Source organism: Streptomyces sp. NBC_00887, assembly GCF_045207585.1.
This window is the reverse complement of sequence record NZ_CP108788.1, coordinates 4043908-4065170: the sequence shown is the minus strand read 5'-3', so window position 1 is coordinate 4065170 and position 21263 is coordinate 4043908. Positions and strand designations below refer to the sequence as shown.

Here is a 21263-nt window from a genome sequence, read left to right as displayed (position 1 = left end):
GTTAGTGAACGAACGCGTTCACTGTCTCGCCAACGGTAGTGAGTCCCCATTAGTGAACGCAAGCGTTCACAGACACTGCTGTCGGCGGGATGCGATCGGGGGTGCTCGTCCTCGGTACCGGGTCCGCTCAGGCCCGCGAAGATGTGCGCTTCCCTGTTCCGATGGAGAACTGCTGATGACTTCTTCGCGTCCCACGGCCGCCGCCCGGCCCGGGCCGATGTCCCTGCGCCGCCGCGGGCCGGTGCTCGAACGGGCCATCCTCGATGCCGCTCTCGAGCAGCTGAGCACGGTGGGATGGGGCGGGCTGACGATGGAAGGCGTCGCGGCCGGCGCCAGGACCGGCAAGGCCGCGGTGTACCGGCGGTGGCCCTCGAAGGAGGACCTGGTCGCTGACGCGCTGCGCGCCGGCCTGCCGACCCTCGACGAGGCACCTGACAATGGAGGAGTCCGTGAGGACCTCTACGAGGTGTGCCGCAGGATGCGCGACGCGATGCTTTCGGGACCCGGTATCGCCCTGAGGTCGGTCCTGCACGAGTGTGACGTGAACGCGGCTGAGCGGTTTCAGGCGGTGATCGTCAAAGGCATGATCGAACCGTCCACCGAACTCTTCCGGGAAGTAGTCGCCCGTGGTGTCGCGCGGGGCGAGGTGCGACCGGAGGCCGTGAGCGGGATGGTGCTGGACGTGATTCCGGCCATGATGATGTACCGCACCAAGGTGAGCGGAAGCGAGTGGCCGGACGACGAGATCGCTCAGATGATCGACGAGGTCATGATGCCGCTGCTCCGCTCCTGACGCCGCCGGCGGACGCCGGTCACGGTGTCCGTTCCGTGCCCGGCGGATGCCTGACCGCGGTGTCCGCTCTGTGTCCGTCCCGTACCCGCTCCGGCCGGGTGAGGGTCCGCCCCGCTGTCCGGTGCCCCCGGGGTGTTCTTGCCGTGCCCATCGGCGTACGCTGACAGGCGTCATGCCGTACGAACCGCCCACGCACACCGTCGAGCGCTCACTGCGCGCTACCTCCGGTGCCCGGACCGTCGCAGGTGTCGATGAGGTCGGACGCGGAGCGTGGGCCGGCCCCGTCACCGTGTGCGCGGCCGTCACCGGTCTTCGCAGACCCCCCGAGGGCCTCACCGACTCCAAGCTGATCAGCCCCAAGCGCCGGGCGGAGCTGGCCCCGCTGCTCGAGGGCTGGGTCACGGCCTACGGGCTGGGTCACGCGTCGCCCCTGGAAATCGATGATCTCGGCATGACCGCGGCGCTCCGTCTCGCGGCGGTCAGGGCCCTGGACGAGCTGCCGGTGCGTCCGGATGCCGTGATTCTCGACGGCAAGCACGACTACCTCGGACGGCCCTGGAACGTCCGTACGGTGATCAAGGGCGACCAGTCATGCATCGCTGTCGCCGCAGCGTCGGTGATCGCGAAGGTCCGCCGGGACACGATGATGGCCGAACTGGGAGCGGAATCGGGCGAGTACGCAGACTTCGCCTTCTCCGCCAACGCGGGCTATCCGTCGCCGGTGCACCGGGCCGCGCTGCAGGAGATGGGGCCCACGCCTCATCACCGCCTCAGCTGGTCCTATCTCGACGCGCTGCCGAGGTGGCAGCACCTGAAGAAGGTCCGACTCTCCGCTGAGGCGGCCGCACTGGAAAGCGGGGGCCAGCTCGGCTTCGACTTCTGATCGCACAGGCGTATCTCCCCGGCGTGCCGCCGGTGTTCGACAGACAACCAATCAAGCGTCTTATCCCCTCCATGAGGAGCCTCAGATTCCCGAGAGCGTCCAGGGTCCCCGCACCGCGCCGACCCCCCGTCCCGTACCTGGTCCGCGTTCCGCGGCCACGCCGCGTCCCGGACATCCGGGCCCCGGCCCTGCGCGGCCCGCGCCCCCGGCGCAGCGCCCGCTGCCCACATCCACGCGTCCCGCTGCACCCTCTGCTGCCCCGGCTCCCGACCCGGCCGAGCGCAAGCGGCCGGAGAATCGTTCCGCGGCGCAGCTCCAGCTGATCCCGGCCCCGGCCGGCGGCGCGCTCGACGCAGCCGACGAGGCCGTCGATCTGCTCCTGGACTCCGGGCGGGCGCCCGGTGACATCCTGGTGCTCACCACGGGTGGGAACCACCCCTGGGCCACACACGAACTCTCCTTCGGAGAAGCCGCGTACTGGGCGCAGCACGATGCCGGTGACGACGTCTTCTTCGCCCGCACGGCGTCTGTCGACCGCTGTGCTTCCCGTCCCGTGGTCATCGTGGCCGCCAACGGGGACATCGATGACAGTGCCGCCCGTGCGCTGTCCGTCGCCCGGGACCGCGCGGGCGCGCTGCTGATCGTGTGCGGTGACCCGCAGAAGATCAACTCCGCGCTCGGTGCGGGCGTCTGAGACGTAAGTCCGTGGGTCCCGATGGTCCGAAAAAGGGCTCTCGGGACCCACGTTCCGTTTCACCGGGCGGCGGTCCGCCTCAACGCCTCCGCCGCTCCGCCGCCCGTGCGCAACGGGACCGGATCATGATCGGCAAATGTGTCGGCGAGAGTCGACGGCTGGGACAGCGAACTGGGTCGGCGGCCTCCCCGGCCCTCACCCAGGACCTGCCACCCTCCACGCGTCAGAGTGATGTAGGCGCCGCAGCGAAGCCCGTGCAGCGTGCAGGCATCCCTCAGCCCCCACATCCACGCCCCGTCCTCCTCCGTCCACCGTTCGTCACCCTCGCGGCAGTAGAGCAGCACTGCGGTGCGTACCGGGGTACGGCGGCGCAGATCGTGCGGGATCACCCGGCGCAGATGGGCGAGCACCGCGTTACGGAACTCCCATCCGTCCGCCGCCACCGAGGTGCGGCGGGCGAACGAGGCGCTGGCGGTGAGCCGTTCCTCATGATCGAGGACAGCGACGACGGCGGTGGCCGGGGTCGGTTGGTGCCGTGCGTGCAAGCCGCTGACGACCTCGCGCGGGCTGCGCAGCAGGGGTATGCCGGCCGCCGCCCACTCGGCCGGTTCGAGCATCCTGGCAAGGTGGTTGACGGAGTCTGCGGATACCGGGGACGCCGACAGCGATGTTGCTGCGGACGGAGCGAATCCGAAGGTCACGGTCCTCCCTTCGCTACGCGCCCACGGTGCGGGCAGGGTCGAATGAGGGCGCGCCGCGGCACAGCCCTTGCGGGCCCGCGAAAGGACCGTGCGGGGAGCGAGTTCAATTCTTCCTGTCGTATCGGCAGGCGGCAACGAGCAATTGGTGAGCCTGACGGGTATCAGCCGGAATGACACAGATATCCCTGCCCGTGCGGCGCCGGATGAAGCCTGGGATCATGCCTGGATGGCGAGGACCAGCGGAAACACACCCTCTGCGCCGGCCCGGCGGAGCAGCCGAGCCGCTACGGCGAGCGTCCAGCCGGTGTCGGAGAGGTCGTCCACGAGCAGGACGGGCCCCTTTGCGGCTGTCAGGGCCTCGGCGAGGGAAGGTTCCACGACGAGCGCCTCGTGCAGGGCCTTCACCCGCTGTGCGCTGTTGGTCTGCGAGATGCGCAGGTCCTCGGCACCGGGCGCGTAGGTCACGGTACCCAGCAGAGGCATCCGGCCGACCTCGGCGATACGGCTTCCGAGCGAGTGCACCAACTGCGGTCTGCGGCGCGAGGCGACCGTGACGACGCCCACCGGTCTGGCGGCGGCGTCCGGAGCCCCGGAAGCCCAACCACCCGGCCCCTTGGCCCAGTCGGAGATCACAGTGACCACCGCGTTCGACACATCGTCCGGAACAGCCGTGTCCGGGGCCTGTGCTGCGAGCATCGGGCGGAGCCGGTTGCCCCAGCCGATGTCGGAGAGCCGCCCCAGTGCGCGTCCGGTGAAGGACAACTCACCCGCCGGGATCCGGCCCTTGAGGTCGATCCCGACCGCTGCCAGCCCCGTGGGCCACATCTTGCGCGGCTCGACCTCCACGCCCGGACGGCCGAGCTCGCCCCGCGCACCGTCGAGAGCCGCGGTGGAGACCTTGTCGTCGAACCGGGCGCCAGCGCAGTTGTCACAGCGGCCGCACGCTCTGGCCTCCTCGTCGTCCAGCTGGCGCCGGAGGAACTCCATGCGACAACCGGTCCCCGAGGCGTAGTCGCGCATGGCCTGCTGCTCGGCGGACCGCTGTCCGGCGACCCAGGCGTAGCGCTCCGAATCGTAGATCCACGGCTGGCCCGTGGAGATCCAGCCGCCCTTCACGCGCTTCACGGCGCCGTCGACATCCAGCACCTTGAGCATCGTTTCGAGGCGGGTGCGCCGCAGATCGACCAAGGGCTCCATGGCGGGCAACGAGAGAGGCCGGCCGGCCTGGGCGAGGACATCGAGTGTTCGGCGCACCTGCTCCTCGGGAGGGAAGGCGACCGAGGCGAAGTACTGCCAGATGGCTTCGTCCTCCTTGCCGGGGAGCAGCAGCACCTCGGCATGCTCGACTCCACGCCCCGCGCGTCCCACCTGCTGGTAGTAGGCGATGGGGGAGGACGGCGACCCCAGGTGTACGACGAACCCGAGGTCGGGTTTGTCGAATCCCATACCGAGTGCCGATGTGGCGACCAGGGCCTTTACCCGGTTGGCCAGCAGATCGTCCTCCGCCTGCTGCCGGTCGGCGTTCTCCGTCCGGCCGGTGTAGGACGCGACCGTGTGCCCGCCCTGGCGCAGGTAGGCCGTGATCTCCTCGGCAGCCGCGACGGTGAGCGTGTAGATGATCCCGGAGCCGGGAAGCTCCCCGAGATGGTCGCTCAGCCACGCCAGACGATGTGCGGCATTGGGCAGTTGGAGCACGCTGAGACTGAGGCTCTCCCGGTCCAGCGGGCCACGCAGGACCAGCGCGTCCGTGCCCGCGCCCGTTCCGAGCTGTTCCGCGACGTCCGCGGTCACACGGGCATTGGCGGTGGCCGTGGTGGCGAGGACGGGGACGCCTGCGGGGAGGTCCGCGAGCATGGTCCGCAGGCGCCGGTAATCCGGCCGGAAATCGTGCCCCCAGTCGGAGATGCAGTGCGCCTCGTCCACCACCAGCAGACCCGTCGCGGCGGCGAGTGCCGGCAGCACCTGGTCGCGGAAGTCCGGGTTGTTCAGCCGCTCCGGGCTGACGAGCAGCACATCCACCTCGCCTGCGGCGACCTCTGCCTGGACGGTCTCCCACTCCTCGGTGTTCGAGGAGTTGATCGTGCGGGCGCTGATGCCCGCACGGGCAGCTGCGGCGACCTGGTTGCGCATCAGCGCGAGCAGGGGGGAGACGATCACGGTCGGGCCGCTCCCCTGTGCGCGCAGCAGCGAGGTAGCCACGAAGTACACAGCGGATTTACCCCATCCCGTCCGTTGTACGACCAGGGCTCTGCGCTTGTCGGCGACGAGGGCCTCGATGGCCCGCCACTGGTCCTCGCGCAGGCGGGCAGTGCCGGTGGTGTCCCCGACGAGTCGGGCAAGTACGGAATCGGCCGAGGCTCTGAGGTCTGCGCGGTCTGCGTTGGTCATGCCCCCATGCAACCCGATGCCTGTGACAACCGCGAACGACCGTGCGACCCCTGTGGATAAAGTTATCCACAGGGGTCGCGGAAATCGTCTGCCCGCGGGACGGTCGTGCCATGAACAAGCACCACGAATCCACCGGACCGGCCGACGAGCAGCAGATCACCCTGCGCGGCCCCGCCGAACTTGCCGACGCCCTGCCGTACCTCATGGGCTTCCATCCGAACGACAGCGTGGTCATGGTTGCCCTTCACGGCGGGCGGGGCCGCTTCGGAGGGCGGCTCAGGCTGGGCATTCCGCAGTCGCCGAAGGAGTGGGCGCCGGTCGCCGACCAGCTCGCGCAGTGCCTGATCTCCGGCAGCGAGCGGCGTGACACGCGTCCGGACGCGATCGTCGTCTTCCTCTGCCAGGACCCGGCCGACGGAGAGAGCGGCAATCAGACGATGGAGCGGCTGAGGCCGCTCGCGCAGCGTCTGCGCAGGGCCTGCGGGGCGCTCGATGTTCCGGTGCTGGAGGCCCTCTGCATCTCCGACGGTCGCTACTGGTCCTACTGCTGCCCCGATGAGCGGTGCTGTCCGGCCGAGGGGAACCCACTGGCCCTTCCCGGTACCACCGTGATGGCAGCGGCAGCCGCTTACGCCGGCATTCAGGTGCGCGGATCGCTGAGAGAGATGGAGGCGCGGCTCTCGCCGTGGGATTCCGCGGCTCAGGCGGCGGCGGAACAGGAGCGGGCTCTGGACTCCGCGGGAGCTGCGCTGATGTCCAGGATCCTCGACACCGTGGGACGGCGTGAGGTGGCCGGGGAGACTCTGACACTCGCGCGTGCCCTCATGGACCGCCTCGGAAGTGCGCCGGTGCCCGCTCCGTCGGAGGCGGACACCGGCGATGACAGTCTGATCAGCGCGGACGAGGGCGCCGCTGTGATTCTCGGGCTTCAGGACAGGGAGACGCGGGACAGGGCTGCGGAGTGGATGGAAGGCCGAGAGGCGGAAACGGCGCTTCGGCTGTGGCGGGCGCTGGCCCGTCGATGTGTCGGCCCGTACGTGGAACATGCGGCTGCGCCGCTCTCGCTGGCGGGCTGGGTTTCCTGGTCCTCGGGCGATGAACCGGCCGCGAGGGTGGCGCTGGGGCTCGCGCTGCGGGCCGACCCGGACTACACGTTCGCTCAGCTGTTGCACCAGGCGTGCAACGAGGGCCTGGACCCGGAGACACTGCGCCGCTGCCTTCGCAGCGAGCGCAGGGTGCGCTCCGGACAGGGCGGCGGCCGCAGGGCCGGTGAACAGGTTGCGCGCCGTGCGGGGCGACGCACTCGGACGCGGCAGGCGCGCACCTCGGCCGCACGGCGCAGGAGGGCGTCCCCCGGCTCCGCGAACCCCAAGCCGGCTTCGTCGTCCCGGCGTCGGGTACGGGACCTCCAGCGGCAGGGCCGACGTGAGACCAGGAGCGGCCGTTGACAGGAGAACCCGGCGGGCGGGGGATGGGGATCCGCCCGGAGCAGGCCCTGAGACCGGCAAGCGGGGGGCGAGGGCGGCTCGGTCCGGGCATCGGCCGACCGAGGGTGAACGCGCCGGCCCGGGCGAGTGCGGCCGCGCGGCACGGCCGTGGCCGAGTGGCGGACGCCCGCACGGCGAAGGGACTGTTTATCGTCAGGCAGACGACTATGATTTCGGCATGCCGCCCTACGACCCGTCGACCTTCCCGCCCTTCGCTGTCACCGTCGACCTGGTTGTGCTCACGGTGCGCCGTCACGCGCTCTGTGCGTTGGTGGTGCGCCGCGGCGAACAGCCTTTCCAGGGCAGGTGGGCGCTACCGGGCGGATTCGTCAGAGCCGATGAGGATCTCGCTGCTGCGGCAGCGCGTGAACTGGTCGAGGAAACCGGGCTCTGCGCACACGATCCGGCGGTCCCCGCTGTCGGAACCGGTGCCCACCTGGAACAGCTCGCCACATACGGAGACCCGGAGCGCGACCCCCGGATGAGGGTCGTCAGTGTCGCGCACCTCGCACTGGCGCCCGACCTGCCCGCACCTCGCGCCGGTGGTGATGCGAACAGTGCCCGCTGGGCCCCGGTCGAGGATCTGCTCGGCCCCGAAGGAGGCTTCGGCCGCGAGGGCGAGCAGTCCGAGCCGCTCGCCTTCGATCACGCGCGGATTCTCGACGACGGGGTGGAGCGGGCACGATCCAAGATCGAGTATTCCTCGCTGGCCACCGCGTTCTGCCCGCCCGAGTTCACTGTCGGTGAGCTGCGCCGGGTTTACGAAGCGGTGTGGGGTGTCGTCCTGGATCCTCGCAACTTCCACCGCAAGGTCACCGGCACGCCCGGTTTCCTGGTTCCCTCCGGAGGAACGACCACCCGCCAGGGCGGTCGCCCCGCGCAGCTCTTCCGGGCGGGTGCGGCCAATGTGCTCAACCCGCCGATGCTGAGGCCCGAGGTCTGACGGCGCGGACGTGTGAAGTGCGGGGCTGCGGAGCGCCCGCCGCCTCACGGCTGCGCAAAAAATCTGAAATGTCGCGTTATCTTGCTGGGGTACCCAACCCTGCCGCCGAGCGGTCTCACACTCCGCGAGAGAAGCGATGCTCCAGGCCATCGGACTCACCAGCACCCCCCGCCGCGATCTTTCCCCCGCTGTGGACGACCTGACCTTCGAAGCCCCGCCCGGCCGCGTCACCGTACTTCTCGGTGCTCCGGGATCCGGCAAGACCACTGCTCTGCGCCTGATGCTCGAGCTCGAATCCGGGCGGGGCGTCACCTATTTCCGAGGCCGGCCACTGCATCGCATCGGTCACCCCGCCCGCGAGGTCGGCGTGCTGCTCGGTGATGTCCCTGGCCATCCCGCACGTACCGCCCGCGGGCAGCTCCGCATGCTCTGCGCCGCCGCCGGCGTCCCCGCGTCACGAGCCGACGACCTGCTCGAAGTCGTCGGTCTCGCCGGGCTGGGTGATCAGCGCCTCGGCACGCTCTCGGTCGGTATGGACCGTCGTCTAGGCCTCGCGTCGGCACTGCTCGGCGACCCGCACACGCTCGTTCTCGACGACCCCGCCGAGGGACTCTCTCCCCGGGAGAGGAGCTGGTTGCACGGGCTGCTCCGCGCGCACGCGACCGAGGGCGGCACCGTTCTGCACACCACCAGCGATCCGAAGGAGGCCGCCCGTACCGCCGACCGCGTCGTGACCATCGATGACGGGCGCCTCGTCGCCGACCAGGACGTCGCCGACTTCTCCCGCACCAGACTCCGTCCCCGTGTCGCAGTGCGGACTCCGCATGCGGCCAGGCTGGCCTCGGTGGTCAGGCGTGAGGCGAGGGCCGCTCAGCGTTCGGTCGAGGTGGTCGCCGAGGAGAGCAACCGGTTGTCGGTGTACGGCAGCAGTTGTGCGGAGATCGGTGACACCGCATACCGGCACGGGGTGCCCGTGCATCAACTCGCAGACGAGACCGGGGACGCGGGGCCGGTATCTGCTTCCGCAGCCGGTCCCGGTGGGCGAGCCGCCCCGAGGCCCGCCTCGTCCGTAGCGATCTCTGAGCTCCCCCCTCCGATCCCCGTGCGTCCCGCCCGGGGCCCCCTGCGTCCTCTGCGCTACGAGCTGCGCCGCCTCCTGGGCGTCCGGACAACGGCCATGATCATGGCGGGCGTTCTGGCCGTCTCCGTGGGGCTCTCCGTCCTGCTGGCCCGGTCGGGGCGGACGCCTCTGCCCGATCTGCTGGTTGCCTGGCCCGACCTGCTGCCTCTTCCCCCCGCGGCACTCGGCGCAGGTCTGCTCGGTGCGCTGTCCTTCGGCGACGAGTTCCGCTACCCGGCGCTCGCGGCGGGGCGCGGTACCGTCCCGCGCCGTCTGGGGCTCCTGGTCGCCAAGCTGGCCGTCTCCGCGGGCGTGGCGCTGTTTCTGGCCGCGGCATCCGTGCTCGCGGACGCCGAAGCCCTGCGTCTCTTCTACGGCGGCGACTTGGTCGAGGTCCCCGCAAACGCCGCGCCGCTGGCAGCGAGTTGGGCGGGTCTGGCGGTCGGCTGCGCCTGGGCGGGGCTGCTGGCGGCCGGTGTCTTTCGCCTGACGGGCGCCGGAGTTGCCGCAGTCCTCGCCGTTCCCGTCCTTGTCGTTCCACTCGTGCAGTGGCTGCTCTCGGGTCCGTCCACCCGTTCGATCGTCGGACTCCCGGGCAGGCTGCGGGAGCTCGCCTGGCTGCAATGGCCCTACGAAACGGACAGGTGGGCGATGGCTGCCGTTCGCGTGGTGACCCAGCCCGTGGGAGTAGCTCTTTCTTTGTCGTTGTCGGCTCTCATCTGCGCGTATGTGTTCACCAGCCTTCGAGGGAGGGCCCGTTGGTGATCGCGGATGGTCGCCCTGGAGGCGGGGTACGGGCAACTCTCCAGAAAATGTGCGATTTCAGACGATAAGGCGTCAATTGCGAGGTGGGTGCCGATCACCCTTTCGTGTGCTTTTCACCAAAGACCTCAAGGGTCGGCTGAGCCACGCCGACAAAGGATGCGTGAGTACCCTTGCGCACACCATGATGACCGCCGCCCGCTCCGCCGACTCCGGCCTCGCCGGCCCGGGCGAAATCGACCGATACCCCTACGGGGAGGCGCCGACCGGCGAGCGCGCCCCGCTGCGTTCCTGGGGCGGTGGTGATTCCGATTTCGGGCGGGCGAGCCGACGCGGCACAGCCAGTCGGGGCCGTGGGCTCCATGGCCAACTGGTCCAGCAGCTGGGCCAGATGATCGTTTCGGGCGACCTCGGTGCCGACCGGCCGCTCGTTCCGGAGGAGATCGGGCAGCGATTCGAGGTCTCCCGCACCGTTGTGAGGGAGTCCCTGCGCGTTCTCGAGGCCAAGGGGCTGGTCAGCGCCCGACCCAATGTGGGCACGCGCGTCCGGCCGGTCAGCGACTGGAACCTTCTGGACCCCGACATCATCGAATGGCGGGCCTTCGGTCCTCAGCGCGACGACCAGCGCAGGGAGCTGGCCGAGCTCCGCTGGACGATCGAGCCGCTGGCCGCCCAGCTCGCCGCGGGTCATGGGCGTGAGGACATCCAGCAGCGCCTCGGCGACATGATCGAGATCATGGGGCACGCGATGGCGCAGGCGGACGGAATCACGTTCTCCCGGGCTGACGCGGAGTTCCATTCGCTGCTCATCCAGGCGGCGGGCAATCGCATGCTCGAGCACCTCTCCGGGATCGTCTCGGCGGCCCTGCAGGTCTCCGGTGGCCCGGTCACGGGCTGTGACCGGCCCGGTGAAGTGTCGCTCGGTCACCATGCGCGCATCGTCGAGGCGCTCGCGTCGGGCGACTCCACCGCTGCCGAAGCGGCGATGCGGCAGTTGCTCGTCGTCCACCTGGATGTGGAGCGGGTGGTTCCCGCGCCGCGCGAGCACTGACCGCTGTACTGCCGGGGTGCGGGACCGTGTGCCGCCGGACCCTCATGGTCCGGCGGCATAATTTTACGGAGATATGAACCCTTGGGTACGTTTGTCGGTAATGAGGTGTGACTCGGGCCACGCGGATTGGGCGTAACACTCCTCGAAACAGTGCGATGACTTAAGAGGTGACCGCCGCGGAAGGAATACAGCAGCCACGTAGTGCGCTGTGCAGTTCTGAGGCCAAGCCCGCGCCGTCGGCAACATCCCCAGCCGCCGGTCGTCGGTTCCAGCCCTCTCCAGGGCAGGGCCGAAAGCCGTTTCCATCGTTCCGAGAGGTTGTTCGTGTCGGCCAGCACATCCCGTACGCTCCCGCCGGAGATCGCCGAGTCCGAGTCTGTGATGGCGCTCATCGAGCGGGGAAAGGCTGATGGGCAGATCGCCGGCGACGACGTGCGTCGGGCCTTCGAGGCTGACCAGATTCCGCCAACCCAGTGGAAGAATGTTCTGCGCAGCCTCAACCAGATCCTCGAGGAAGAGGGTGTGACGCTGATGGTCAGTGCCGCGGAGTCGCCGAAGCGCGCCCGCAAGAGCGTCGCAGCGAAGAGCCCGGTCAAGCGCACCGCCACCAAGACTGTCGCCGCCAAGACCACCGTGACGCGGACCGTCGCGGCCACTGCCGCCCCGGCGGCCGAAGGCGTGGACTCGGCAGCTGACGACGCCGCCGTGGCCGCCCCCGCGAAGAAGACCGCCGCGAAGAAGACAGCGGCCAAGAAGACTGCCGCGAAGAAGACCGTGGCCAAGAAGACCGCGGCGAAGAAGGCCGGCAAGCAGGACGAGGAGCTCCTCGACGGCGACGAGGCGGCCGAGGAAGTCAAGGCTGCCAAGGGCGACGAAGAGGAGGGCGAGGGTGAGAACAAGGGCTTCGTCCTCTCCGACGACGACGAGGACGACGCACCTGCCCAGCAGGTCGCCGTCGCCGGCGCCACTGCCGACCCGGTCAAGGACTACCTGAAGCAGATCGGCAAGGTTCCCCTCCTCAACGCCGAGCAGGAGGTCGAGCTCGCCAAGCGCATCGAGGCCGGTCTCTTCGCAGAGGACAAGCTGGCGAATTCCGACAAGCTCGCGCCGAAGCTCAAGCGCGAACTGGAGATCATCGCCGAGGACGGCCGCAGGGCCAAGAACCACCTGCTGGAGGCCAACCTCCGGCTCGTGGTCTCGCTGGCCAAGCGCTACACCGGCCGCGGCATGCTCTTCCTGGACCTCATCCAGGAGGGCAACCTCGGTCTGATCCGCGCGGTCGAGAAGTTCGACTACACCAAGGGCTACAAGTTCTCCACGTACGCCACCTGGTGGATCCGCCAGGCGATCACCCGCGCCATGGCCGACCAGGCCCGTACCATCCGTATCCCGGTGCACATGGTCGAAGTCATCAACAAGCTCGCGCGAGTGCAGCGCCAGATGCTTCAGGACCTGGGCCGTGAGCCCACCCCGGAGGAGCTGGCCAAGGAGCTCGACATGACCCCTGAGAAGGTCATCGAGGTCCAGAAGTACGGCCGTGAGCCGATCTCCCTCCACACCCCGCTGGGTGAGGACGGCGACAGCGAGTTCGGAGACCTGATCGAGGACTCCGAGGCGGTCGTGCCGGCCGACGCGGTCAGCTTCACGCTGCTCCAGGAGCAGCTGCACTCCGTGCTCGACACGCTCTCCGAGCGTGAGGCTGGCGTGGTGTCGATGCGCTTCGGTCTCACCGACGGCCAGCCGAAGACGCTGGACGAGATCGGCAAGGTCTACGGCGTGACGCGCGAGCGCATCCGTCAGATCGAGTCGAAGACGATGTCGAAGCTGCGTCACCCGTCGCGCTCCCAGGTGCTGCGCGACTACCTCGACTAGATCGCGGACAGGCACGGACGCGGGGCCCGGAACCTTCTCAGGTTCCGGGCCCCGCGTCCGTCTGCAAGTGCGGGCGACTGCGGTGCGGATGACGCTGAGTAGGCATCGTTCACCCCGGAGTCAGGAGTCCTCATGCCCCGCTTTGTCGTCCGTGCCGTGCCCGTGGCGTTCGCCCTGGCGGCTGTTGCGGCCGTGATACCCCTCGCCCCCCAGGCCGCTGCCGTGGCGGACAGCATTGTTGTCGGCGGCCGGCCGGCGCGCATCGCGGACAGTCCCTGGACGGTGGCACTGTCCAGCCGTGACCGGTTCGGAGGAACCCGCGACGGTCAGTTCTGCGGTGCGGTGGTGATCGCGCCCGCGAAAGTGCTGACGGCCGCGCACTGCCTGAGGCAGGACGTCCTGGGCGTCGGTGTCTCCGAGGTCCGCGATCTGCGGATCATCGCGGGCCGGGACGAGCTGAGCGGGCCCGGCGGCCGGGAGATCCCGGTGCGTACGGCATGGATCAATCCCGGCTACGACCCGCGCACGAACGTCGGCGATCTGGCAGTGCTGACACTGGCGGGGAAGCTGCCGGCCAGCAGCGTCATCCCGATGGCCGGAGCCGGAAACGCCGCATACGAGCCGGGCACCGATGCCAAGGTGTACGGCTGGGGGGACACGACCGGATACGGCGCCTACGCGTCTGTGCTGCACGCCGCCCAGGTGCGTGTGCTGCCGGACAGTGCCTGCGCGCGCGCCTATCCCGGCGGCCTGCACGGCACGTACGACGCCTCGTCCATGCTCTGCGCCGGTGACACGGCCGGGGGGCGGGATGCGTGCCAGGGCGACTCCGGCGGCCCGCTGGTGGCCCGTGGGCGGCTCATCGGCCTGGTTTCCTGGGGCAGCGGCTGCGGGAGCCCGGGGAGCCCCGGTGTGTACACGCGTGTCTCCGCAGCGATCCGGTGGATGGCCGCCGGTCAGGACTGACCGCGCGAGCACCTCGGAGGTACGAGAACGGGCGGCTTCCCCTCATGGGAAGGCCGCCCGTCGGCCGGTCCTGGACAGGCCCCTGGCTCGTCGTGGATGCGAGGTGTCAGTGTTGTTCCTCGTCGGCTGCACTTGCCTGTACGGCGGTGAGCCGATCTGTCTCATCCTGTATTTCCGCGGCGATCTTCTTGAGTTCCGGCTCGAACTTGCGTCCGTGGTGGGCGCAGAAGAGCAGTTCACCGCCGCTGATCAGGACGACGCGCAGATATGCCTGGGCGCCGCAACGGTCACAGCGGTCAGCTGCGGTCAGCGGGCTCGCGGGGGTCAGAACAGTAGTCACGTCGCCTCTTCTCTAGCTCGACGAGCTGTCGTACCAGGGTCAACATCCAACCAGGCCGAAAACGTTCCCGCTCGTGGCTTTTCTTCGAAACTTCTTCTCAAGATGGCTGTCTGTTGCCGGTTGGCGGCGAATGTGCCGTATTGCGGAGCGCTACGGTTTCGCGTTGCTTGCGGGGGTGGGTCCGCCGGCTGGCTTGCCGGTTGTTCATGAGGACGTGCCCGGAGCCTAAATGGTTCATGCCTCGAAGGGAACGTGATGTGCACGTCACTCCAACGAGTGATCGAACGTCTATGCGAGGCTGGACTAGCATAATGATTCCCCCTGGGTGGCGTTACAACCGCTCTACCAGGCCTCGGTAGGCTCTCAGCGGCTACCGAGGCCGAGCCCGTTACCCACTGGGCCACCAATGAAATTCAGCGAGGAGCGAACCGCGTGACCGCCGATTCCGTGCCGTCCACTGCGCTGCTGACCGGAGCAGGCGGCGCAGACAGGGACAGCTCCAACTACACCGCGCGGCACCTTCTCGTTCTTGAGGGGCTCGAAGCGGTCCGCAAGCGCCCCGGAATGTACATCGGGTCCACGGACAGTCGCGGACTCATGCACTGCCTCTGGGAGATCATCGACAACTCGGTCGACGAGGCTCTCGGCGGCTACTGCGACAGCATCGAGGTCATCCTCCACGACGACAGTTCCGTCGAGGTGCGCGACAACGGGCGGGGCATCCCCGTCGACGTCGAGCCCAAGACGGGGCTCTCCGGCATCGAGGTCGTCATGACCAAGCTCCACGCCGGCGGAAAGTTCGGCGGTGGCTCCTACGCGGCGTCGGGCGGCCTGCACGGCGTGGGTGCCTCGGTGGTCAACGCGCTCTCCGCCCGGCTCGACGTGGAGGTCGACCGCACCGGCTCGACCCACTCGATCAGCTTCCGGCGTGGCGTTCCGGGCATGTTCACGGAGCAGGGGCCGGACAGTCCCTTCGATCCGTCGAACGGGCTGCGCAAGGGGAAGCGAGTAGCGAAGAACCGCACCGGTACCCGGGTGCGGTACTGGGCGGACCGGCAGATCTTCCTCAAGGACGCCAAGCTCAACTTGGAGACGCTGTACCAGCGAGCACGGCAGACGGCCTTCCTGGTGCCGGGCCTGACCATCGTCGTACGGGACGAGCGCGGCATCGACGGCGAGGGCAAGACGGAGGAGACGTTCCGCTTCGACGGCGGAATCAGCGAGTTCTGTGAGTACCTCGCACAGGACAAGGCGGTCTGCGACGTTCAGCGCCTGACCGGGACAGGGACGTTCAAGGAGACCGTGCCGGTCCTGGACGACCGAGGTCACATGACGGCGACAGAGGTCACCCGGGAGCTGGGCGTCGACATCGCGCTGCGCTGGGGCACCGGGTACGACACCAACGTCAAGTCCTTCGTCAACATCATTGCCACTCCCAAGGGCGGCACCCATGTGTCGGGCTTCGAGCGCTCCCTGACCAAGACCGTCAACGAGGTGCTCCGCTCCGCCAAGCTGCTGCGCGTCGCCGAGGACGACGTCGTCAAGGACGACGCCCTGGAGGGCCTCACGGCGGTCGTCACCGTACGGCTTGCGGAGCCGCAGTTCGAAGGTCAGACCAAGGAGGTGCTCGGCACCTCGGCGGCCAACCGGATCGTTGCCAACGTGGTGGCCAAGGAGCTCAAGGCGTTCCTGACCTCGACGAAGCGTGATGCCAAGGCCCAGGCCCGCTCGGTGCTGGAGAAAGCGGTGGCGGCCGCCCGCACCCGCATCGCCGCCCGCCAGCACAAGGACGCACAGCGCCGTAAGACCGCGCTGGAGTCCTCCTCCCTGCCCGCGAAGCTCGCCGACTGCCGCAGCGACGACGTCGAGCGCAGTGAGCTCTTCATCGTGGAGGGAGACTCGGCGCTGGGCACGGCCAAGCTCGCCCGGAACAGCGAGTTCCAGGCGCTGCTCCCGATCCGCGGAAAGATCCTCAACGTTCAGAAGTCGTCCGTGTCGGACATGCTCAAGAACGCCGAGTGCGGCGCCATCATCCAGGTCATAGGAGCGGGGTCCGGTCGGACCTTCGACATCGACGCCGCGCGCTACGGCAAGATCGTCCTGCTGGTGGACGCCGACGTCGACGGTGCCCACATCCGGTGCCTGCTGCTCACGCTCTTCCAGCGCTACATGCGGCCCATGGTCGAGGCCGGGCGGGTCTTCGCGGCGGTGCCCCCGCTGCACCGGATCGAGCTCGTCCAGCCCAAGAAGGGCCAGGACAAGTACATCTATACGTACTCCGACAACGAGCTGCGGCAGACGCTGCTGGAGCTGCAGCGGAAGAACGTCCGGTACAAGGATTCGATCCAGCGCTACAAGGGTCTCGGCGAGATGGACGCGGACCAGCTGGCGGAGACCACGATGGATCCGCGCCACCGCACGCTGCGCCGGATCAACATCGGTGACCTCGAATCCTCCGAGCAGGTCTTCGATCTGCTGATGGGCAACGAGGTGGCGCCCCGGAAGGAATTCATCACGAGTTCGGCGGCCACGCTCGACCGCTCGCGCATCGACGTCTGACCGAGTCCATGTCGGACGGAGGCGACGTCTGACGGAGTCCCGGTTGACCGAGTCGACGCCTGACCGAGTCCACCCGTGGGTGGAGACAGCTTCTCCACCCACGCTCAACCCCTGAGCCGATCCCCTGATCCGCGCGCTTCCGTAGCGTCGAAGGCCTCGAACCTTCCCGCCCGTCGGAGGCATCCATGTCCGCGCTCTTCCACGTTCTGGTGATCGCTGCGGTCGTCGCGCTCGTCGTCGTGCGCCAGTTCACGGCGCAACGGATCGTCGACGACAAGCGGTGGTGGGTCCTGCCGGGGATCTTGCTGATCATTTCCGCGCGCAACGAAGGGGCACTCGACCCGCACCACGAGGCACTGTCCGCTCTGATTCTCGGAGCCGGGATCGTGGTGGGCCTGGTCACCGGCGCCGGTTGGGGCTGGACCGCGAGGCTGTGGCGCGAACCGGACGGCTCCGTGCGGAGCGGGGGCACCAAGGGCACAGTCCAGGTGTGGGTGGGAGGCCTCACGATCCACGCCGCGCTGGCGGGTGCCGGGGTGCTGCTGGGCATACATCAAGGGCCGGCCGCTCTCACGGTGTCACTCGCGGCCATGCTGCTCGCGCGCGGCGGTGTGCTCAGCCTGCGGGCCCGGAGCCTGCGTGAGCGGCACGGTGGTCCGGCCGACGGAATGCCGTTGCGGCCCGCACATGCCGCGTGGAAGGGGCACGCGTGAACCGCAGCACCTGGACGAGCTGGCCGTCCAAGGAGGCCCTCGCCAGAACCGCGCACACACGCCCGCGGGCCGCCATCGGACGACTCGTATGGACCGCTGTGCTCGTCGGCCTCCTCTGGCGCACTCTCGCCGAAGGGGGATTCGCCCTCTGGCAGGTCGCGGTACTCCCGGTGGGAGTGGCCGGCTGCGCGGTCGCGGGTGTCGCGTTCTTCCGGAGCACCCTGGCATATCGTCTTTGGCCTTCCCTGGGGCTGCTGGTGCTGCTGATGGCCGCGGCGTTCGGGGCGCAGGAGGCGGGCGCCGGAGCCCTCGCCGTCGTGCTGTGGTGTGGGTGCGCCATCACCGCTCTGGAGCGGCTCCCGCTCTCCGCGGCCGTGCCGCTCACCGCTGTGGCTCTCGCCGCCTACGCGATCGTGGAGAGCGACGGGTGGCTGACCACGGTGATCACCACCGGAAGCCTGTGCCTGGGAGGTTATGTCCTGCGACTTGATGCCGAGGCCCGCGGCAGCGCCAGGCGGCTCCTCGACCAGGAGCGGGCGGCGAGGGTCGCGGAGGCCGGGACGGCCGCGCTGGCCGAGAGGTCCAGGATCGCCCGAGAGATCCACGATGTGCTCGCCCACAGCCTCTCCGCACAACTGGTGCACCTGGAAGCGGCCCGGCTGCTGGTCGAACGAGAGCCTGCGGGGGAGTTTCGCGACCTAGTGCTGGAGAGAGTCGTCGCAGCGCGCTCCATGGCGCGTGAGGGCCTCGCAGAGACGCGTCAGGCCCTGTCCGCACTGCGAGGGGAGATGACACCGGTGGAGGACTTCCTGCGGCAGCTGGTGGCAGGTGAGGCGGCCGAGGTGCTCGTTGCGGGGGATCGCAGACCACTGGCCGCGGATGCCTCCCAGACGGTGCGGAGGGTCGCACAGGAGGCGATGACCAATGCCCGCAAGCACGCCCCGGGGGCCGCGGTCCTGGTCCGGCTCGAGTATCTGCCGGACTCCGTCGCCCTGGAGGTGCGGGACTCCGGAGGACGCCACTCGGAGGGAGAGCTCGCTGTCAGTGGTTCCGGCTACGGTCTGCTGGGGATGAGGGAGCGCGCCGAACTGATCGGCGGAACGCTGGAGGCAGGGCCGGGCGAGGAGGGGTTCGTGGTGAATCTTCGGGTGCCTGCGTGAGTGCGCGGGTGGTGGTCGCCGATGATCAGGCAATCGTGCGCGAAGGCATCGTCATGCTGCTGGGGCTGCTGCCCGGCATCGAGGTGGTCGGTGCGGCGAAGGACGGGCACGAGGCGGTTGCTCTCGTAGCCGAGAAGGCGCCCGACGTGGTCCTTATGGATCTGCGGATGCCCCGCTGCGATGGCGTCGAGGCAACGCGCAGGATCCGCAAGGAACACCCGCGCACCCAGGTGGTGGTGCTCACGACCTTCGCCGACGACGACTCGCTCTTCACCGCGCTGCAGGCAGGCGCGCGAGGCTATCTGACCAAGGACGCGCGGGGTGAGGAGATCGTGCGGGCCATCGAGGCGGTGCTGTCCGGCGAGGCCGGACTCTCACCGAAGGTGCAGCGCCGGCTGCTGGAGCGCGTCACCGCGGAGGCCGGTCCGCCGGTGCCGTCCGAGCTGCCCGACGGGCTCACCCCACGGGAGGCCGAGGTGCTCGTCCTGATCGCCGGGGGACTGTCCAACGCGGAGATCGCCCGCACGCTGCACATCTCCCGGGCCACGGTGAAGACTCACATCAACAACCTCTTCGCCAAGACGGGAGCGCGTGACCGAGCGCAGGCCGTGCGCTATGCGTACGGCCGGGGACTCGCACACCCGCCCGGCACTGCCGTCACCTGAAATGGTGAAGCCGGGCGAATGAAGTGCCCGGGATCTTCCCGATCTGCCCATTCTTGGCTACGCGACCGAAAAGGCTCGTGGACAAGGGAGTTGTTCGGGTGGAGAAGGAAGCAGGGCCGAAAGTCGCAGCAGTGCGGCTCGACGACCCGTGGTACGACGCGTTGGCCCCCGGATGGGGCGACCTGGACGGTACGGGAGGTATTGCGCCCGACGGGCCGCCCGGGCCGCCACAGCACAACCACAGTGCCGCCGACATCTATCTCGAGGTGCAGCAGAGCGCGGCCTTCCGCGAGGTGCGGCGCCGCTACCGCAGGTTCGTGGTCCCCGCGGCAGTCGCCTTCCTCCTCTGGTACTTCGCCTATGTCGTCGCCGCGACCACGGCACACGACCTGATGGCGCGCCCGGTTGCGGGTGCGCTCAACGTGGCGATGGTCGCAGGGCTCGGACAGTTCGTCACCACGTTCCTGCTCACCTGGGCGTACGCACGTCATGCCCGGCTCCGCAGGGACCGGGACGCGCTGGAACTGCGCTGGGACACCCAGGAGATGACGAGAGGGATCGACCGGTGAGCGGGGACCACCAGACGCTGGCGCTGCTGCTGTTCAGCGCGTTCATCGCCGTGACGCTCGGCATCACGACCTGGGTGAGCCGGAACAGGCAGGGATCGCCGGAGGAGTTCTACGCGGGCGGGCGGCTCTTCTCGCCCATGGAAAACGGATTCGCCATCGCCGGCGACTACATGTCCGCCGCCTCCTTCCTCGGGATCTCGGGACTGATCGCACTCTTCGGCTACGACGGCATGCTCTACTCGGTCGGGTTCCTCGTCGCCTGGCTGGTCGTCCTGCTCCTCGTCGCGGAACTCGTGCGCAACTGCGGACGGTTCACTCTCGCCGACGTGGTTGCCGCCCGCATGGCGGAGCGTCCCGTGCGCACCGCGCTCGGCACCTCGTCGGTCACCGTCTCGGTGCTGTACCTGGTGGCACAGATGGTGGGTGCGGGCAGTCTCGTCGCGCTCCTGCTCGGCGGGACGAGCGACACCGCCCGGTCGTGGACCGTCGTCGGGGTCGGCGCACTCATGGTGATCTATGTGTCGCTCGGCGGTATGCGCGCCACGACCTGGATCCAGATCGTCAAGGCCGTCCTTCTGATGGCTGGTGCTCTCGCGCTCACCGTGCTCGTCCTCGTGCACTTCCACGGCAACGTCAACACACTTCTCAACACGGCCGCCGAACGCAGCGGCCACGGGCGGGATTTCCTCTCGCCCGGACTCAAGTACGGCGGAAGCTGGACGGCACGCTTCGACTTCATGAGCCTGGGCCTTGCCCTCGTGCTCGGCACGGCCGGCCTGCCGCACATTCTGTCGCGCTTCTACACCGTGCCCACGGCCCGGGCGGCCCGGCGCTCCGTCGTCTGGTCCATCGGACTCATCGGCAGCTTCTACCTGATGACGATCGTGCTCGGGTTCGGAGCCGCCGCCCTGGTCGGCTCGGCGGACGTACGGGCGTCGAACGCCTCGGGGAACACCGCGGTCCCGCTCCTGGCACTCGTTCTCGGAGGCGGCGAGGGATCCACCGGCGGCACGGTCCTGTTCGCCGTGGTCGCGGCCGTCGCCTTCGCGACCATTCTCGCCGTCGTCGCCGGGATCACGCTGGCCTCCTCGGCCTCCGTCGCCCACGACCTCTACGCCTCGCTCCGTCGCCGGGGTTCCAAACAGCGCAGCGAGGTGGCCGTGGCCAGGACGGCGGCGGCGGGTGTCGGCGTCGTCGCGATCGCCCTGGGACTCCTCGCCCAGGACCTCAACGTCGCGTTCCTGGTGGGACTGGCCTTCGCCGTCGCAGCCTCGGCCAACCTTCCTGCGCTGATCTACTCCCTGTTCTGGAGGAACTTCACCACGCGGGGGGCGGTCTGGGCGGTCTACGGCGGGCTGATTCCCGCAGTGCTGCTCGTCCTGTTCTCGCCGGTCGTCTCGGGGAGCCCGACCTCGCTCTTCCCGGGCGTGGATTTCCAGCTCTTCCCCTTGGACAACCCGGGGCTGGTTTCGATCCCGGCCGGTTTCCTGGCCGGCTGGATCGGCACGGTCACCTCCACGGAGCCGCCCGACGCGGCCAGGCACGCGGAGGCGGAGGTCCGGTCGCTGACGGGCGCGGGTGCGGCCTGAGGACCCGT

The 21263-nt window shown here is 69.2% G+C and carries 18 protein-coding genes; 15 read left to right on the top strand and 3 right to left on the bottom strand.

What is annotated here, in order from left to right:
• The first annotated feature begins 175 nt into the window (after positions 1 to 175).
• The 3 genes from OG844_RS18460 (at position 176) to OG844_RS18450 (ending at position 2370) form a co-directional block, all read left to right on the top strand.
• Positions 176 to 793, top strand: a complete 618-nt coding sequence (locus OG844_RS18460; protein ID WP_406391629.1) for a TetR/AcrR family transcriptional regulator — start codon at positions 176 to 178, stop codon at positions 791 to 793.
• Positions 794 to 965: 172 nt separating this feature from the next.
• The gene (locus tag OG844_RS18455; RefSeq protein ID WP_406391627.1) at positions 966 to 1676 is read left to right on the top strand and encodes a ribonuclease HII; all 711 of its coding nucleotides are present in this window, start codon (positions 966 to 968) and stop codon (positions 1674 to 1676) included.
• An 85-nt stretch (positions 1677 to 1761) separates the two neighbouring features.
• Complete coding sequence (locus OG844_RS18450; RefSeq protein WP_406396178.1) at positions 1762 to 2370, top strand: hypothetical protein; 609 nt, start codon at positions 1762 to 1764, stop codon at positions 2368 to 2370.
• A 59-nt stretch (positions 2371 to 2429) separates the two neighbouring features.
• Here the strand turns inward: OG844_RS18450 and OG844_RS18445 are convergent, their stop codons facing one another.
• Positions 2430 to 3071 (bottom strand): hypothetical protein, encoded by a 642-nt coding sequence (locus OG844_RS18445; protein ID WP_406391625.1) that lies wholly within the window; start codon positions 3069 to 3071, stop codon positions 2430 to 2432.
• A 216-nt stretch (positions 3072 to 3287) separates the two neighbouring features.
• On the bottom strand, positions 3288 to 5459 hold the full coding sequence (locus OG844_RS18440) for a RecQ family ATP-dependent DNA helicase (protein ID WP_406391624.1): 2172 nt from the start codon (positions 5457 to 5459) through the stop codon (positions 3288 to 3290).
• A 110-nt stretch (positions 5460 to 5569) separates the two neighbouring features.
• Here OG844_RS18440 and OG844_RS18435 point away from each other — a divergent pair, with 110 nt between their 5' ends.
• The 6 genes from OG844_RS18435 to OG844_RS18410 all read left to right on the top strand — a co-directional run bounded on the left by OG844_RS18435 (position 5570) and on the right by OG844_RS18410 (position 13660).
• Positions 5570 to 6907 carry a DUF4192 domain-containing protein gene (locus OG844_RS18435; protein ID WP_406391623.1) on the top strand — a complete coding sequence of 446 codons (1338 nt, stop codon included), beginning with the start codon at positions 5570 to 5572 and terminating at the stop codon, positions 6905 to 6907.
• Positions 6908 to 7124: 217 nt separating this feature from the next.
• Positions 7125 to 7889, top strand: coding sequence for an NUDIX hydrolase (locus OG844_RS18430; protein ID WP_406391622.1), 765 nt, complete (start codon positions 7125 to 7127; stop codon positions 7887 to 7889).
• Positions 7890 to 8025: 136 nt separating this feature from the next.
• Positions 8026 to 9774: an ATP-binding cassette domain-containing protein gene (locus OG844_RS18425; protein WP_406391620.1), complete on the top strand. Its 1749-nt coding sequence runs from the start codon at positions 8026 to 8028 to the stop codon at positions 9772 to 9774.
• Between the two features lie 181 nt (positions 9775 to 9955).
• A complete protein-coding gene (locus OG844_RS18420; RefSeq protein ID WP_406396176.1) occupies positions 9956 to 10822 on the top strand; it encodes a FadR/GntR family transcriptional regulator in 867 nt (288 codons plus the stop codon).
• A 324-nt stretch (positions 10823 to 11146) separates the two neighbouring features.
• On the top strand, positions 11147 to 12694 hold the full coding sequence (locus tag OG844_RS18415) for an RNA polymerase sigma factor (RefSeq protein ID WP_351170551.1): 1548 nt from the start codon (positions 11147 to 11149) through the stop codon (positions 12692 to 12694).
• Positions 12695 to 12826: 132 nt separating this feature from the next.
• On the top strand, positions 12827 to 13660 hold the full coding sequence (locus tag OG844_RS18410; RefSeq protein ID WP_406391618.1) for a S1 family peptidase: 834 nt from the start codon (positions 12827 to 12829) through the stop codon (positions 13658 to 13660).
• A 106-nt stretch (positions 13661 to 13766) separates the two neighbouring features.
• Here OG844_RS18410 and OG844_RS18405 read toward each other — a convergent pair whose 3' ends face one another.
• Positions 13767 to 14000, bottom strand: coding sequence for a hypothetical protein (locus OG844_RS18405; protein ID WP_014153643.1), 234 nt, complete (start codon positions 13998 to 14000; stop codon positions 13767 to 13769).
• A 432-nt stretch (positions 14001 to 14432) separates the two neighbouring features.
• On the opposite strand from OG844_RS18405, the gene OG844_RS18400 reads away from it, so the two are divergent.
• From OG844_RS18400 to OG844_RS18375, 6 genes are all read left to right on the top strand, one after another.
• Entirely contained in the window at positions 14433 to 16559 is a 2127-nt protein-coding gene (locus OG844_RS18400) for a type IIA DNA topoisomerase subunit B (RefSeq protein ID WP_406391617.1), read from the top strand.
• Between the two features lie 185 nt (positions 16560 to 16744).
• Positions 16745 to 17272, top strand: a complete 528-nt coding sequence (locus OG844_RS18395; RefSeq protein WP_406391615.1) for a DUF1453 domain-containing protein — start codon at positions 16745 to 16747, stop codon at positions 17270 to 17272.
• The gene (locus OG844_RS18390; protein WP_406391613.1) at positions 17269 to 18432 is read left to right on the top strand and encodes a sensor histidine kinase; all 1164 of its coding nucleotides are present in this window, start codon (positions 17269 to 17271) and stop codon (positions 18430 to 18432) included. Before OG844_RS18395 ends, OG844_RS18390 begins: the two co-directional genes overlap by 4 nt.
• Positions 18429 to 19097: a response regulator gene (locus tag OG844_RS18385; RefSeq protein WP_406391611.1), complete on the top strand. Its 669-nt coding sequence runs from the start codon at positions 18429 to 18431 to the stop codon at positions 19095 to 19097. Before OG844_RS18390 ends, OG844_RS18385 begins: the two co-directional genes overlap by 4 nt.
• A 98-nt stretch (positions 19098 to 19195) precedes the next feature.
• The gene (locus OG844_RS18380; RefSeq protein WP_406391609.1) at positions 19196 to 19666 is read left to right on the top strand and encodes a DUF485 domain-containing protein; all 471 of its coding nucleotides are present in this window, start codon (positions 19196 to 19198) and stop codon (positions 19664 to 19666) included.
• Positions 19663 to 21255, top strand: a complete 1593-nt coding sequence (locus OG844_RS18375; RefSeq protein ID WP_406391607.1) for a cation acetate symporter — start codon at positions 19663 to 19665, stop codon at positions 21253 to 21255. Before OG844_RS18380 ends, OG844_RS18375 begins: the two co-directional genes overlap by 4 nt.
• The last annotated feature ends 8 nt before the right edge of the window (positions 21256 to 21263 follow it).

Coding starts and splice junctions, on each gene's coding strand:
- OG844_RS18460 (WP_406391629.1), top strand. CDS start 176: ATGACTTCTTCGCGTCCCACGGCCGCCGCCCGGCCCGGGCCGATGTCC.
- OG844_RS18455 (WP_406391627.1), top strand. CDS start 966: ATGCCGTACGAACCGCCCACGCACACCGTCGAGCGCTCACTGCGCGCT.
- OG844_RS18440 (WP_406391624.1), bottom strand. CDS start 5,459: ATGACCAACGCAGACCGCGCAGACCTCAGAGCCTCGGCCGATTCCGTA.
- OG844_RS18435 (WP_406391623.1), top strand. CDS start 5,570: ATGAACAAGCACCACGAATCCACCGGACCGGCCGACGAGCAGCAGATC.
- OG844_RS18430 (WP_406391622.1), top strand. CDS start 7,125: ATGCCGCCCTACGACCCGTCGACCTTCCCGCCCTTCGCTGTCACCGTC.
- OG844_RS18425 (WP_406391620.1), top strand. CDS start 8,026: ATGCTCCAGGCCATCGGACTCACCAGCACCCCCCGCCGCGATCTTTCC.
- OG844_RS18420 (WP_406396176.1), top strand. CDS start 9,956: ATGATGACCGCCGCCCGCTCCGCCGACTCCGGCCTCGCCGGCCCGGGC.
- OG844_RS18410 (WP_406391618.1), top strand. CDS start 12,827: ATGCCCCGCTTTGTCGTCCGTGCCGTGCCCGTGGCGTTCGCCCTGGCG.
- OG844_RS18395 (WP_406391615.1), top strand. CDS start 16,745: ATGTCCGCGCTCTTCCACGTTCTGGTGATCGCTGCGGTCGTCGCGCTC.